This window comes from Paenibacillus sp. Y951 (assembly GCF_056786395.1).
This window is the reverse complement of the sequence record NZ_JBXCIY010000004.1, coordinates 198051-210728: the sequence shown is the minus strand read 5'-3', so window position 1 is coordinate 210728 and position 12678 is coordinate 198051. Positions and strand designations below refer to the sequence as shown.

The 12678-nt window shown below is 38.7% G+C and carries 15 protein-coding genes; 10 read left to right on the top strand and 5 right to left on the bottom strand.

Annotated features, from left to right (window positions below):
• Positions 1-216: 216 nt before the first annotated feature.
• Entirely contained in the window at positions 217-600 is a 384-nt protein-coding gene (locus tag AC1TPB_RS07780) for an S-Ena type endospore appendage (RefSeq protein WP_482075956.1), read from the top strand.
• Positions 601-788: 188 nt separating this feature from the next.
• Here AC1TPB_RS07780 and AC1TPB_RS07775 read toward each other — a convergent pair whose 3' ends face one another.
• From AC1TPB_RS07775 to AC1TPB_RS07765, 3 genes are all read right to left on the bottom strand, one after another.
• The gene (locus AC1TPB_RS07775; protein WP_482075955.1) at positions 789-1781 is read right to left on the bottom strand and encodes an LLM class flavin-dependent oxidoreductase; all 993 of its coding nucleotides are present in this window, start codon (positions 1779-1781) and stop codon (positions 789-791) included.
• A 33-nt stretch (positions 1782-1814) separates the two neighbouring features.
• On the bottom strand, positions 1815-2297 hold the full coding sequence (locus AC1TPB_RS07770; RefSeq protein WP_482075954.1) for an Rrf2 family transcriptional regulator: 483 nt from the start codon (positions 2295-2297) through the stop codon (positions 1815-1817).
• Between the two features lie 271 nt (positions 2298-2568).
• Positions 2569-2841 (bottom strand): hypothetical protein, encoded by a 273-nt coding sequence (locus tag AC1TPB_RS07765; RefSeq protein ID WP_482075953.1) that lies wholly within the window; start codon positions 2839-2841, stop codon positions 2569-2571.
• A gap of 303 nt (positions 2842-3144) precedes the next feature.
• Between AC1TPB_RS07765 and nrdD (AC1TPB_RS07760) the strand changes: the two genes are divergently transcribed.
• From nrdD (AC1TPB_RS07760) to AC1TPB_RS07720, 9 genes are all read left to right on the top strand, one after another.
• Positions 3145-4329, top strand: coding sequence for an anaerobic ribonucleoside-triphosphate reductase (gene nrdD / locus AC1TPB_RS07760; protein WP_482075952.1), 1185 nt, complete (start codon positions 3145-3147; stop codon positions 4327-4329).
• Positions 4250-5209, top strand: a complete 960-nt coding sequence (nrdD, locus tag AC1TPB_RS07755) for an anaerobic ribonucleoside-triphosphate reductase (RefSeq protein WP_482075951.1) — start codon at positions 4250-4252, stop codon at positions 5207-5209. The genes nrdD (AC1TPB_RS07760) and nrdD (AC1TPB_RS07755) overlap by 80 nt, the downstream gene beginning before the upstream one ends.
• Positions 5210-5224: 15 nt before the next feature.
• Positions 5225-5752: an anaerobic ribonucleoside-triphosphate reductase activating protein gene (gene nrdG / locus AC1TPB_RS07750; RefSeq protein WP_482075950.1), complete on the top strand. Its 528-nt coding sequence runs from the start codon at positions 5225-5227 to the stop codon at positions 5750-5752.
• A 245-nt stretch (positions 5753-5997) separates the two neighbouring features.
• Positions 5998-6327 (top strand): PadR family transcriptional regulator, encoded by a 330-nt coding sequence (locus AC1TPB_RS07745; RefSeq protein ID WP_482075949.1) that lies wholly within the window; start codon positions 5998-6000, stop codon positions 6325-6327.
• Complete coding sequence (locus AC1TPB_RS07740) at positions 6320-6877, top strand: HAAS signaling domain-containing protein (protein ID WP_482075948.1); 558 nt, start codon at positions 6320-6322, stop codon at positions 6875-6877. The genes AC1TPB_RS07745 and AC1TPB_RS07740 overlap by 8 nt, the downstream gene beginning before the upstream one ends.
• Before the next feature lies 1 nt (position 6878).
• Entirely contained in the window at positions 6879-7787 is a 909-nt protein-coding gene (locus tag AC1TPB_RS07735; RefSeq protein ID WP_482075947.1) for a DUF4097 family beta strand repeat-containing protein, read from the top strand.
• A 242-nt stretch (positions 7788-8029) separates the two neighbouring features.
• Positions 8030-8845 (top strand): prolipoprotein diacylglyceryl transferase, encoded by an 816-nt coding sequence (locus AC1TPB_RS07730; protein ID WP_482075946.1) that lies wholly within the window; start codon positions 8030-8032, stop codon positions 8843-8845.
• On the top strand, positions 8829-10250 hold the full coding sequence (locus tag AC1TPB_RS07725) for a radical SAM protein (RefSeq protein ID WP_482075945.1): 1422 nt from the start codon (positions 8829-8831) through the stop codon (positions 10248-10250). Before AC1TPB_RS07730 ends, AC1TPB_RS07725 begins: the two co-directional genes overlap by 17 nt.
• Position 10251: 1 nt before the next feature.
• Positions 10252-10563: a hypothetical protein gene (locus AC1TPB_RS07720; RefSeq protein ID WP_482075944.1), complete on the top strand. Its 312-nt coding sequence runs from the start codon at positions 10252-10254 to the stop codon at positions 10561-10563.
• A gap of 131 nt (positions 10564-10694) precedes the next feature.
• On the opposite strand, the gene AC1TPB_RS07715 is transcribed toward AC1TPB_RS07720, so the two are convergent.
• Both AC1TPB_RS07715 and AC1TPB_RS07710 read right to left on the bottom strand, forming a co-directional pair.
• The gene (locus AC1TPB_RS07715) at positions 10695-11036 is read right to left on the bottom strand and encodes a zinc ribbon domain-containing protein YjdM (RefSeq protein ID WP_482075943.1); all 342 of its coding nucleotides are present in this window, start codon (positions 11034-11036) and stop codon (positions 10695-10697) included.
• Positions 11037-11117: 81 nt separating this feature from the next.
• On the bottom strand, positions 11118-12593 hold the full coding sequence (locus AC1TPB_RS07710; RefSeq protein ID WP_482075942.1) for a protein adenylyltransferase SelO: 1476 nt from the start codon (positions 12591-12593) through the stop codon (positions 11118-11120).
• Between the last annotated feature and the right edge of the window lie 85 nt (positions 12594-12678).

Genomic DNA, 12678 nt, shown 5'->3' with positions numbered 1-12678 from the left:
TCATGACTCCTTACTTCATCATCATTCGACCTCTATATTGAGAGATCACTTAATCGGCATCGAATATAAAGTCCAATTTTTGAACTTGCACTTATAGATATATCATACCATTATATAGCTGCATAACGATATTTTCGAAAATCCATCAACCTGTCCAAGCAATTACTCTATTAAAACATACTATAAAACTGTCAAAAGGAAAGAGGTGATGATAGAATGACTCGTAAATCTCTTAGACCTTATCTTAACGGTATTTCGCCATATCCCCCCAAACCAATTCATCGTAGACCGGTAATTTTAACTTTCGAAAATACTATTGCCGTATCAGACACTAGTAATACGAATAACAATGTTGTATATTCTGTTGATTCTAGTTTTGTATCAACGCTAGCTGCATCTTTTGTAAACATTGGCTCGATCGGTTTCAATGTTAACTTAATCTTCAACAGTGGACCAAGTAGAACATTTACACTTGTAGCAGGCGACAGCATTACGTTTCTTTATGATGACATCCGTGAAATTGCATTAACTGGTTTTTCTCCTACCGAACCATACTTTGGAACATTTAAATATCAAGTTTCGTATATTCCAGTAGTGTAGATTTTTCAGCAATCGGTAAATCTATGTAGTATTTCGTAGATTGCTATACTTTTTTAGTAAAAGGGTTGGAGAAGTGAGTTTTTACTCTCACTTTTCCAACCCTTTCCGTTTTACCTCAATATAATACTTCAATAGAGTAGTCTGCGGATAATCAGCTTTATCCTTGCAGCTAACTCTTGAACGTGAACTTACATTAATTGTTGTGCTAACAATCGATATACATTCAGTCGAACCTCTTGAGAATGTGGAATCGTACAAATCATCGCTTCATCAAATCCATACGTTTGTTGCTCTTGAAGTAACTTATCTGCTACTTCTTGGGGCGTACCTACGAAATGCATTTTACGATTATCTTTAATAAACATACGGTCCATTTCAGAAAGTGGATAATCTTGCGCCTCTTCAGGTGTCATACGTTCCACGATCTGCCCTCTCATCATAAGCATACGAGAGATATCAAAAGGCTTTGCTTGAAATTCTGCTTCTTCTTTCGTCTCTGCAGTCATTACTGCGTATGAAACGATAATTTCTGGCTTTTCCATATAAACAGATGGCACAAAGTTTTGACGGTAAGCCTCAAATATTTCTTTCTCCATAAATCCATTAAAAAATTGTGCATAGGAGTAACCTAATCCTTTGCGACCTGCTTGTACAGCACTATTTCCACTGGAGCCTAATAACCAAGCTTCTGGAAGAGGAACATGAGCTGGCATTGCAAGCATCTTATTGTAAATAGATGATACTGGTGCTTCGTCATTCATAAATTTCAATGTATTATCTAGCTTTTCATATAAATGATGCAAATCTGGTTGCCGACCTTCTGCTAATGCAATGATCGCTGCATTATCGCCACCTGGAGCACGACCTGCACCAAAATCAATTCGCCCTGGAGCAAGTGCACTTAATGTTTTGAATACTTCTGCCATCTTATACGGTGAATAATGCATAATCATAGTTCCACCCGTACCAACTCGAATCTTCTTCGTTTTCGCTGCAATATGAGCAACGATGATTTCTGGCGCAGAACTTGCAAATCCATTCGCATTATGATGCTCAGCCATCCACATACGCTCATAACCTAATGCTTCCGCTACAACTGCCAATTGCTCTGCCTTCATAAGTGCATCTAGTGCCGAATTACCTTTTGTGACCGGAGCTTGATCTAACACACTTAACTTCATACTTATTCTCCCTCTCTATACCAACATCTATGTTCAATAAACGATTTTCGCTTCTAACCAACGATGAAATGATTCAATTTCTTGCTGATACGTTGCTGTCTGAAATTTCTCAACCAATGAGGCTATCGTTTCTTTTTTCAATACGGTTATCCATGCACTTTCAGCTTCTTCCATTAGATCAGATAGCAAACAACATTGCGTCGACGGTGAGATATGTAACATATCTTGAATAATACCGTTAGAAGAATATAATGATTGCTTTCCTTCGATCGCCATATAAATATCATAGACCGTAATATCTTCTGACTTACGTTGCAATTTAAATCCACCTTTAACGCCTGCAACAGAAGTGATTAGATCCGCACTTACTAATTTCCGTAACAATTTCTGAAAATAAGTTGGTGAAGCACCTATTCGTTGACTAATGACTTCTCCTGGTAAGACTGCCTTATCCGGTAAAAAACTGAGCATAAACGTAGCGTACACCGCTTGTTCCACTCCCGTTTTCATCTGCATAGTATCAATCACCTCATATATTCAATCAGTTATTTATAATAATTTTATATTCGAAATCTATATTCACAACTAAAGCGGATACTCATTGTCCGCTTTAGTATATCCTTAATTGACTGTCGATACAATCTATCAGATTATGACAGTCAATTTCTAAGTTTGCATCGTTAACAGTACGATGCTTCAATCATTTCGTGCCCCATAAAAAAGCGGACAGTGATTGGCTGCCCGCTTAGTATTATGAAATTTGCACGGTAGTTCTACACACTTAGCATTATGACGATTGCACAGTGATGCTGTACGCATAAGTTTGAGGTGGTAAGCTCATCGTCATTGCTAAACTATGTTGAACATGAATAACCATTCCGATTGCAAGATCATCTAACCCGATCACTTTACCTTCCTTGTTAAGAATGATTGTGTTCTCATCAACATTGAGAACAACACCATTTACTCCTATTCCATCTATTTGGATCGACTTGTACTTACCGATCTTTCTAATACTAGTAATAACACCATTTCTAGCGACCATCATCGGTTGTTCCATCTTCTTTCACCCTCTCCTTAATCGATGTTCACATACTTTACTTATTTATATGAAATGTTTGAACATTTCTCTACAACTGACGACTTTCTCGCCCTTCATGTGTCAAATTATCGAATCATCAATATTCTAGTCTAATTGGACTCAACTTTCAAAATTTATAAGATATAATACATATAGTATGTATACATCGTTATGACAACTACATATAGTGTTTATTTATTGTTAATGATTATACTCGTTTACTCTAATTTACTGTAATGAAGAAGGTTTACGAGCTGCTTGTACCATATGGGAGGTCATCACTTGATCAATACCGATAGCAAATTAATGAATATCATTTCGGAAATTACTTTTTCCGATGCAGAAACAACAGACAGTAAGCGAGAAAATGCCAATATTGATGGAAACACTGCAATGGGAACTATGCTTCAATATGGTAGTGTCGTATCCAAACATTTTTGTAAAACTAATGTGTTACAACCGCATCACACTTTCGCCCACGATCATGGCGATATTCATATTCATGATATGGATTTTATGAATATGGGTACATTAACTTGTTGTCAGATTGATTTACAGAAGTTATTTGCAAATGGTTTTTCCACGGGTCATGGATTTTTACGTGAACCCAACGACATTATAAGTTATGCAGCATTAGCTGCAATCGCTATTCAAAGTAATCAAAATGATCAGCATGGTGGACAAAGCATTCCATTTTTCGACTATGGACTATCTGATGGTATTAGGAAAACATTTAAGAAAAGCTACGCTAATTATATGCGACAAGGATTACAGCTTCTCCTTGAGCTTGAAGATGAACAGTTATTACAGATGAACAATTGGAGTCACAAGATGGAGTCAGAAAGTAAACATACTCTGCAAATTGATATGATTACGCAATATAAAGTATACGAGCTGAAACAACTTACTCATCTGTATTCCATAAATGAATCGACTGCGAACAAAATTCAACAATTCGCTTACAAGGAAGCTTATCGTGAAACAAATCGTAAAACGTATCAAGCGATGGAAGCTTTTATTCATAATCTCAATACGATGCATTCTCGTGCCGGGGCTCAAGTTCCCTTCTCCAGCATTAACTTTGGTACAGATATATCAGCGGAAGGCAGAATGGTATCTGAAAATCTCCTGCTTTCTGTTGAACAAGGTTTAGGAAACGGTGAAACAGCAATATTTCCAATTCTCATTTTCAAAGTAAAAGAAGGAATTAACTATAATGCCGGCGATCCCAACTATGACCTATTTCAGCTGAGTTGTCGCGTGTCGGCGAAGCGCTTATTTCCTAACTTCAGCTTTCTCGATGCTCCGTTCAATGCTAAACATTATGTTGCAGGGAGACCAGAAACGGAAGCAACTTATATGGGTTGTAGAACAAGAGTGCTAGGTAATGTATACGGAGAGGAAATTGTTAGCGGAAGAGGCAATCTATCCTTCACTACAATCAATCTCCCCCCGACTCGGAATTAAGCATGGTATTATTTCTCACTCTGAACCGATGCTGCAGCAATTTTTTGAAGCATTAGATCAACAGATTAAGCTGGTCATCGAACAATTATTGGATCGGATGAAGCTACAAGGTAATAAACGTGTGAAGAACTTCCCTTTTCTAATGGGCCAACATGTATGGAAAGGCTCTGAAAATTTAGAGTGGAATGATACGATCGTAGATGTTATTAAGGAGGGTACTTTAACGGTTGGATTTATTGGATTAGCCGAATGCCTAACAGCGTTAGTAGGTCAACATCATGGGGAGAGTGAAGAGGCAGAGCAACTCGGTCTTCGTATTATTACACATATGCGACATCGGATGGACGAAGCAGTAAACCAATATCAACTTAATTTTTCATTAATTGCGACTCCAGCTGAGGGGCTTTCGGGCAGATTTACAGCAATAGATCGTCAGCAATACGGTACTATTATCGGTGTTACTGATCGCGATTATTATACGAACTCATTCCATATTCCTGTCTATTATCCATTAGCGGCTTACGATAAAATTGCCAAAGAAGCACCTTATCACGAACTAACGAATGCAGGGCATATTACATATGTTGAACTAGATGGTGACCCAGCTCATAATATTGAAGCATTCGAAACGATAATTAGATCAATGAAAGAAGCTGGTATCGGCTATGGAAGCATCAATCACCCGATAGATCGTGATCCTTCTTGTGGATATTCTGGAGTTATTATAGGGAATATTTGTCCTCATTTTGGTAGAAATGAAGAGGAAGACACTATAAAGTTTGAACGAATTAGAAGAATTACCGGCTATCTGGTAGGAACATTAGATCGATTCAATAATGCTAAGAAATCAGAAGTTCATGATCGAGTTAAACATAACTAACGAAATGTGGTAATAATGATGAAGCTAACAATAGCAGCACCACTTACTGTAGACAGTATTGTCGATGGACCAGGCCTCAGAATGGTGTTATGGACACAAGGCTGTAAACATCATTGCAAAGGATGTCATAACCCCTATACACATGATCTCGCCGGTGGCTATGAAGTCGATAGCGGCGATATTATTAATCAAATGAAAAACACAAAGCTCCAAAAAGGACTTACTTTATCAGGTGGAGAACCTTTTCTGCAAGCGGAGGCTTTACTACCGATTGCTCAAGCAGCCAAGCAATTAGGACTTGATGTTTGGACATATACAGGCTTTACATGGGGGCAACTGCATGCCCCCTCTAATCCTCAGCGACAATACCAACTTGAGCTATTACAGTGGGTGGATATCTTAGTTGACGGTCGATTTATGGAGCATATGAAGTCGAGTACACTTAGGTATAGAGGCTCTTCGAATCAGAGGATCATAGACGTACAAGCATCATTAGACAATGATACTATAGTAATACACGAAGAGTTTGCAGCTATAGTGTGAGAACATTCACTATTAATTGAAACCGTCATGATGGCTTATACATTATGGCGGTTTTTTGTGTGTTTTTATCGGATTGAAAAACTTACGGGTATACTTAAATAAATAAATAGCATAATATTTACAACAGTACCTTGCATTATTCAGTAGCTCCAGTTATAATCATAATTGAGTAGTGAACAATAAGCAGTACTGATTCATATGATATACCAATTCTAAAATTAATAATTGATCGGTGGTGGAAGGAATTGAACATTAATGTGCAGTTCAAAAAAGGTGTATTAGAGCTTTGTGTATTAGTGCTTATCCATAGAAAAGAACGCTATGGCTTTGAATTAGTTCAACAGGTTTCTAATTATGTGCAGGTTGCGGAAGGAGCACTCTATCCTTTGCTAAGAAGATTAGTTACCGAGGGACACTGTACAACGTATTTACAGGAATCGAATGAAGGGCCACCTAGGAAATACTATAAGCTCACAGCTAATGGGGAGCAATATATGCAGGAAATGCTGAAGGAATGGAATCAATTTGTGAAGGATGTTTCTAGTTTATTGGAGGAGGGCGTTACACATGAATAAAGATCAATTTCTTACAATTCTTCGTAAGGAACTTAAGTCTATGCCTGGCAAGGATCAGAAGGAGCTATTAGAAGATTACGAAACGCATTACGCATTCGGAGAACAAACAGGTAAATCCGAAGAAGAAATTTCACTTGAGCTTGGTAACCCATTTGAGCTAGCACGAGAAGCGCTGGAGGAATATAAAAGTGATTCTCCTCATCTAATGAAGAAGTCAGAATCGGATTCAATGACGAGAACGATCTTTGCGGTTATCGGACTGTTCTCCCTCAACTTTATACTGGCAGTCGTTCCGATTGGTCTGTCAATATGGGCTGTTTGGCTTAGTTTACTTGTAAGTGCTGCTGCTATGATTGTTGCACCGCTTTTAGTATTGGTCGATTTTATAATCAATGGCGAATTCATTCTTGGTAAACTTTTTGCTACCATTGCGATTTCTGGGATAGGGATCTTATTCGGTATCGCATGTAAATATCTAGGTACAATGCTTCTGAAGGTTACGAAGTCTTACTATCATTGGAATGTTCGCGTTATTAAAGGAGGGAAATAATATGAGAAAACGTTGGATTCTTACCGCCATCATTCTTATTGTCATTGGTATCACAGGTTTATCGTTTAATAAGTTCCAATTGGGGAACGGAAATTTAAAAAGCGTTGAGAAGACATGGACATTCGATTCACAAACATTAAATCACTTTACCGTTGTTGGTACATCTAATAATGTGAAAGTGACATTCGTCAATAGTGACAGTGATACAGGTTCCATTTTAGTTGAAGGAAAGACCAATCAGGAGACTATTGAGCAAATTAATAAGGCTTCCATTGTGAATAGCAAATACGAGCTCGATCTAACGACTAAGTTCAAACTACAGTTTTTCTCTTTGAATTTTAGTTTTGAGAGTGAAAAAATCCACATCACTGTAAGTTTGCCTAAGGATCATGTTCTAGAAACGGTATATATCGATGCGAACTCCGGGAATCTTAACGCTGAACACGTACTAGCACAACAGGCAACGATAACGACCAAGTCGGGTAATGTTAACGTTACAGGAATACAAGCAAAGCAAGCAACGGTAACTACGAATTCTGGTAATCTTAAGGCCGAAGATCTACAGGCGGAAACTATATCGCTAACAACGAAATCTGGTAATCTGATTGCCGATAATATAACTGGTAATCTGCAAGCATCTGTTAACTCAGGTAATATGAAACTTACTAATGTTTCCGGTCAAGTTACTGCAGAAAGTAGCTCTGGTAATATAACTATTTCACAATCTACAGTACATGGCGCTGATGTTAATGCTTCCTCAGGGAATGTAAACTTTACCGTTGCTGAAGGGTTTAGTGGGTTTTATGAACTACGTTCTAATTCAGGAACTATTAAAGCACCAGTTTCTATCGGAACTTCATCAGATATGATCAAAATTAATACAAAGTCAGGCAATATTAAAGTCAAGTAATCTAATTCGTTTCTAGCTCAAGAGATAGATTCTTTGAACTAAAACTGTAGGTGTGTCTATTCCAAGCAACTTGGAGAGGCACACCTATTTTTTCTTATTTAACAATTGGAAGGGATTTACGTACGGTAACAGAATAGTTAATATATCGTTAAACTCATTCCAAAAGGTTTATGCTTCCGATGTACTTTTCAATTACAGGAAAGCATATCGAGAAGCAAATTGAAAAGTTTTAGGAGGCATCAATGACTTTCCCTGTATGGATTAATCTTGGATTCATTACATTGCATCCACATACTGTATTCGAAGCGTTAGCCTATTTCTTAAGCTTCCGTGTATATTTGTACACACGAACAAAAGGTGCGCTTCGGATCGATCAAGGGATGTGGATTATTGTTGGAGCAATTATCGGCGCGGCAATTGGCTCTAAAGCACTATACTGGTTTGAAGACCCTTATCAATCATTGCAGAAGTGGAACGACTATGTATACCTTATGAGTGGGAAAACCATTGTAGGTGGACTGCTCGGTGGGCTTATAGGCGTTGAATTAATGAAGAAAAGAATGGGTATTACCCGCTCCACTGGAGATGATATGACGCTACCTCTAATCATGGGAATTGCGATTGGACGTATTGGCTGCTTCTTAACTGGCCTTGATGACCATACGTATGGCACACCAACGACATGGATTACTGCCATCGACTTTGGCGATGGAATTCCACGTCACCCTACACAATTATATGAAATATTGTTCTTACTTCTACTTGCTACTCTACTTCTTAGCTACAAACATCAATTACGTAAGCGTCAATTTCTAACCACGACATCCTCTAAGACTCTACCTAACGGCGCGATCTTCCAACTGTTTATGACAAGTTACCTTACTTTTCGATTTGCGATTGATTTCATTAAGCCAACTCCTCATCCATACTTCGGACTTAACAATATGCAGCTGGCTTGCTTAGTAGCGTTAATTTACTATGGATCACTCTTGTATCAATGGATTGGAAAACCACATCAACCTTATTCGGAGGATTCTACCTATGCCAACCAAAAATAGACCCTATATTTTCTATGAGTTAACAAATAGTATATGCTCCCAGTGTCTACGTAAAGTCGAGGCTAAAGTCATCATAGAAGACGATCAAGTATTTCTACTTAAATATTGTGGTCATCATGGGCGAGAAAAAGTATTAATTTCGACCGATGTTGAATATTACAAGAAGTGTAGGGAGTTTCTCAAGCCTGCAGAAATGCCCCAACATTGGAATACGCCCATTCGTTACGGCTGTCCCTATGATTGTGGCTTATGCCCAGACCATGAGCAGCATAGCTGTCTAACCTTACTTGAAATAACTGAACGATGCAATTTACAATGCCCAATATGTTATGCGGAATCTTCTCCCCAGCACGGATCATTTCGCTCATTAGAGCAAATAGAAAAGATGCTTGATGCTATCGTCCGTAATGAAGAAGAACCAGATATTGTGCAAATTAGCGGTGGTGAACCAACGATTCATCCGCAGTTTTTTGAAATTCTTGATCTCGTCAAAAGTAAGCCTATTAAGCATATTATGGTCAATACAAATGGATTGAAGATTGCTCAAGATCGCAAGTTTGCCGAGCGATTAGCATCCTATATGCCAGGCTTTGAAATTTATTTGCAATTTGATAGCTTTGAAGAAGCTACACTACGTGAATTGCGAGGGGTAGATCTACGCGAGGTTCGTCGTAAAGCATTAGCTAATCTTAACGACTACAATATTTCTACGACATTAGTTGTCACACTCAAAAAGGGACTCAATGATCATGAAATCGGTGATATTATTCAATTTGGATTGAAACAACGTGCTGTTCGAGGCGTAACATTCCAGCCAATTCAAGCTGCTGGTAGACTCGAGGAATACGATCCTGCCAAGGAGCGACTTACACTTAGTGAAGTACGTCAAGGCATTATCGATCAATCTGACCTTTTCCTACCTGAAGATATTATCCCTGTGCCATGTCATCCAGATTGTCTAGCTATGGGATATGCTCTCAAGCTAGGTGATGAAGTTATTCCACTAACGGGCATGATGGACCCCACAATTTTATTAGAGGGCGGCAGAAATACGATCGTCTTCGAGCAGGATATTAATTTGAAAGCTAAAATTTTTGATCTATTTTCCACCGCTCATTCACCAAGTTCATCAGCACTTTCACTCAAAAATCTATTATGCTGCTTACCGATGGTATCTGTTCCTCAAGATATTAATTACGATAATGTATTCCGTGTCATTATTATGCAATTTTTGGATCCCTATAACTTCGATGTTCGTTCGGTCAAAAAATCATGTGTCCATATTGTACATCCAGATGGCCGTATTATCCCCTTCGATACATATAATATGTTCTATCGTGGAGATAAAGAGGAGAAATTAGTTGAGCTGCAACGTGAATTCGAACTAAGATCAAGAGGTGATTAGTATGAATGATGATGAAAATCAAGATTTGCAAGACTCAGAACCCACTACCTTGACCTCAAAGGAAAAGAAATCATATAATCTCAAACATGTGTCATTAGGCATAGGGTTATTAGCAGTACTACACCTTATACTATTCCTGTTTCCTATGGGATTTTTCTTTATTGGCGTAGTACAAATCATTTATTTAATTCCAGCTACACTCATTTTCAATAAATATCCTGGTATTGTGCAAGGATTATTGATTGGCGGAGGTATTACTTTCTTATTAAATGCCGCTTGCTTTGGACTTTTCGTAAGTGGCGTACTTTATTAATGACTTGTCTACCACTTGCAATAGCTTTGATAATCAAAAAAGGCTATCGCAAGTACGATCGATAACGATCTTACTTGTGATAGCCTCAGCGCTCAACTTATTAAAGGTTATACAAAATTCAACTTGTACTATTACAGCTTCTTCACAAACTCCGACTTTAATTTCATAGCTCCAAAGCCATCAATTTTGCAGTCGATATTGTGATCTCCATCGATCAAACGTATATTTTTCACTTTCGTACCTATCTTCAATACGGAAGAGCTTCCTTTAACTTTAAGATCTTTGATGATTGTAATGCTATCACCATCAATCAATATATTTCCGTTGCTATCCTTCACAATCTCGGTACCGGGCGTATTATCGCTTTCCGATTCCAATGTCCATTCATGAGCACATTCTGGACAAACTAACAGACTTCCATCCTCGTATGTGTATTCTGAATTACATTTAGGACAGTTTGGCAAACTAGACATAATTTCATATTCTCCATTCGTTAATGTTGTACTACACTACTTCGCCATCAGCATGCCTGATTCCTGTTCTATCATTGTGAACTATGTGCCACAAAATGTTCGATAGGGTCCTGTTTCCTCATCCGGTAAAGTAGCATATACCGATTGTTCGGCTGAATGCTCGTAAGGATTAGATAGCAACGCCAATAGTTGAACCATTACGGTATAATCGCCATGCTTAGTTGCAGCTTCTAATGCTGCCTCCACTCGATGATTACGTGCAATAATCGCTGGATTGCTATTACGCATTAATTGCTGCGCTAGCTCTGTTGATTGTGATTGTCGCTCTAATCTATTTTGCCACTGCGTATACCATAGCTTAAACTCTTCTGTAGCTGCTAATGCGGAGTCTTCCAGTTGATTGAACGTCAACATAATAAATGTATTCGTGTAATCCGCTCCATATTGGTGCATCATACCAAGTAAATCTTTAATAAGCGCTTCGTCTTGTTCCTCTTCGTTATACAATCCTAACTTCGCTCTCATTCCAGCCAGCCAACGAGCATAATACTCCGTTGCATAGTTTGTTAATGCAGCCTGCGCCAATTCAACCGCTTCAGCATGATTGTCATGAAGCAATGGTAGAAGTGTTTCTGCAAACCGTGACAAATTCCAACTACCAATATACGGTTGATTACCGTAAGCATAGCGTCCCTCTCGATCAATGGAGCTAAATACCGTTGTAGGGTCATAACTATCCATAAATGCACATGGCCCATAATCAATCGTTTCGCCGCTAATGGCCATATTATCCGTATTCATCACACCATGAATAAAGCCTACCAATTGCCAACTGGCAATAAGCTGAGCTTGACGCTTAATAACTTCTTCAAGCAAATGAAGATAACGGTTATCATCAGCAGCAATATAAGTATAATGACGTTCAATCGTGTAGTCCGCTAATTGCCTAAGCTCGTCATCATTACCCCATTGCGATACATATTCAAACGTACCGACTCGCAGATGACTAGCTGCCACACGAGTAAGAACAGCACCTGGTAAATTCGTTTCACGAATAATCGTTTCCCCAGTCGCCACTACAGCTAAGCTACGAGTAGTAGCAATGCCCAATCCATTCATCGCCTCACTAATGATATATTCCCGGAGCATCGGACCTAGCCCTGCTCTGCCATCGCCTCGGCGTGAATAGGGAGTTGGACCCGAACCTTTAAGCTGTATATCTACACGTTCACCTTGAGGAGTAATCTGCTCACCAAGCAATACGGCTCTACCATCACCAAGCCTATTGAAATGACCAAATTGATGCCCGCCATATGCCTGTGCAAGTGGCATAGCATGCTCTGGAATCCTATTTCCAGCTAATGTCGCCACTCCTGCTTCACTTAACAGTGCACTTGGGTCCAATCCTAATGCTGCCGCCAATGGTTCATTAATCATAACTAGCTTGGGCGCTCTTACTGGCGTTGGATTAATTAGCGTATATAGAGTTTCAGGTAAATGAAGATAACTATTATCGAAATGCCAGCCTGTCTCTAATCGTTTTTCATTAGTAGTCATTATATAGTCCTCTCTATTGCAATTTTTCATTTCCATCACTACGCTAAAGCGTTGCGACTAGTTTTCACAGATATTATTTATGGTT

Bases quoted from the DNA above. Each gene is read 5' to 3' on its own strand.
- AC1TPB_RS07780 (WP_482075956.1), top strand. From the start codon at position 217: ATGACTCGTAAATCTCTTAGACCTTATCTTAACGGTATTTCGCCATAT.
- AC1TPB_RS07775 (WP_482075955.1), bottom strand. From the start codon at position 1,781: ATGAAGTTAAGTGTGTTAGATCAAGCTCCGGTCACAAAAGGTAATTCG.
- AC1TPB_RS07770 (WP_482075954.1), bottom strand. From the start codon at position 2,297: ATGCAGATGAAAACGGGAGTGGAACAAGCGGTGTACGCTACGTTTATG.
- AC1TPB_RS07765 (WP_482075953.1), bottom strand. From the start codon at position 2,841: ATGGAACAACCGATGATGGTCGCTAGAAATGGTGTTATTACTAGTATT.
- nrdD (WP_482075951.1), top strand. From the start codon at position 4,250: ATGTATACGGAGAGGAAATTGTTAGCGGAAGAGGCAATCTATCCTTCA.
- nrdG (WP_482075950.1), top strand. From the start codon at position 5,225: ATGATGAAGCTAACAATAGCAGCACCACTTACTGTAGACAGTATTGTC.
- AC1TPB_RS07740 (WP_482075948.1), top strand. From the start codon at position 6,320: ATGAATAAAGATCAATTTCTTACAATTCTTCGTAAGGAACTTAAGTCT.
- AC1TPB_RS07735 (WP_482075947.1), top strand. From the start codon at position 6,879: ATGAGAAAACGTTGGATTCTTACCGCCATCATTCTTATTGTCATTGGT.
- AC1TPB_RS07730 (WP_482075946.1), top strand. From the start codon at position 8,030: ATGACTTTCCCTGTATGGATTAATCTTGGATTCATTACATTGCATCCA.
- AC1TPB_RS07725 (WP_482075945.1), top strand. From the start codon at position 8,829: ATGCCAACCAAAAATAGACCCTATATTTTCTATGAGTTAACAAATAGT.
- AC1TPB_RS07720 (WP_482075944.1), top strand. From the start codon at position 10,252: ATGAATGATGATGAAAATCAAGATTTGCAAGACTCAGAACCCACTACC.
- AC1TPB_RS07715 (WP_482075943.1), bottom strand. From the start codon at position 11,036: ATGTCTAGTTTGCCAAACTGTCCTAAATGTAATTCAGAATACACATAC.
- AC1TPB_RS07710 (WP_482075942.1), bottom strand. From the start codon at position 12,593: ATGACTACTAATGAAAAACGATTAGAGACAGGCTGGCATTTCGATAAT.